The sequence below is a fragment of the Serratia sp. Nf2 genome, assembly GCF_003028435.1.
Taxonomy (GTDB): Bacteria; Pseudomonadota; Gammaproteobacteria; order Enterobacterales; family Enterobacteriaceae; genus Serratia; species Serratia marcescens_L.
Genome location: NZ_PYTW01000040.1, coordinates 1 through 1,045, shown reverse-complemented (window position 1 = coordinate 1,045; position 1,045 = coordinate 1). Strand labels below are relative to the sequence as shown.

At 66.6% G+C, this 1,045-nt stretch carries 1 pseudogene; it reads left to right on the top strand.

Features of this window, described 5'->3' with window-relative positions:
• Positions 1-1,045: pseudogene (locus C9411_RS25280) on the top strand (RHS repeat protein); the annotation flags it as partial.

Sequence of the window (1,045 nt, the reverse complement as noted above, 5' to 3'; positions counted from 1 at the left end):
GCGGTCACAAAACCTACTGCGAAGCCGAAAAATGCTGGCTGATGCACAACGACGACGGCAGCTGGCAGCTGTTTGACGTCGGCGAACAGATTTTCCACTACCCGCCGCTGGCGGGCGACCAGCCGAGTCGGCTCAGCATGATCACCGACGCCATCGGCAACGCCACCTCACTGTTTTACGACGACGAAGGGTTGCTGAGCGAACTGGTGGACAGCGCCGGGCAGCGCCTGATGTGCCGTTATGCGCAGGGCCGCCTGCGCGAAGTGGCGCTGCAAACCGCCGAAGGCGAACGGACGCTGGCGCGCTACGGCTACGATGAGCAGGGCCAACTGACGACGGTGAGCAACCGCGCCGGTGAGGTAACGCGCCGCTTCGGCTGGCGCGACGGTCTGATGATCAGCCACCAGGACGCCGCCGGGCTGCTGAACGAATACCAATGGCAAGAGATCGACGGCCTGCCGCGCGTGACGGCCTACCGCAACAGCGCCGGGGAATCCCTTGAGTTCGGCTATGACTTCGCCGGCGGGCGCCGCAGCGCGGTGCGTGGCGACGGCAAGCGGGCGGAGTGGCGGCTGGATGACGACGACAACGTGGCGCAGTACACCGATTTTGACCAGCGCCGCTACGGTTTTATCTACCAACGCGGCGAGCTGTGCAGCGTGCTGCTGCCCGGCGGCGCGCAGCGCCAGAGCGAATGGGATCCCTACGGCCGCCTGCTGTCGGAGACCGATCCGCTCGGCCGCGTGACGCGCTATCAATATTCGCGCAACAGCGGCCGACTGTTCGCCGTCGCGTACCCGGACGGCAGCAGCGAAGCGCAGCACTGGGACACGCTGGGGCGCCCGACGCGCTATGTCGATGCGCTGGGCAACGCCACGCTGTACCGCTATCCGGATGACGAAGAGAGCCTGCCGGGCAGCGTGATCGACGCGCTGGGCGGGGAAGTGAAGCTGGAGTGGGACGCCCGCGGCCAGCTGACGCGCTACACCGACTGTTCCGGCAGCGTGACGGCTTATACCTACGATGCGCTGGGGCAACTGACGGC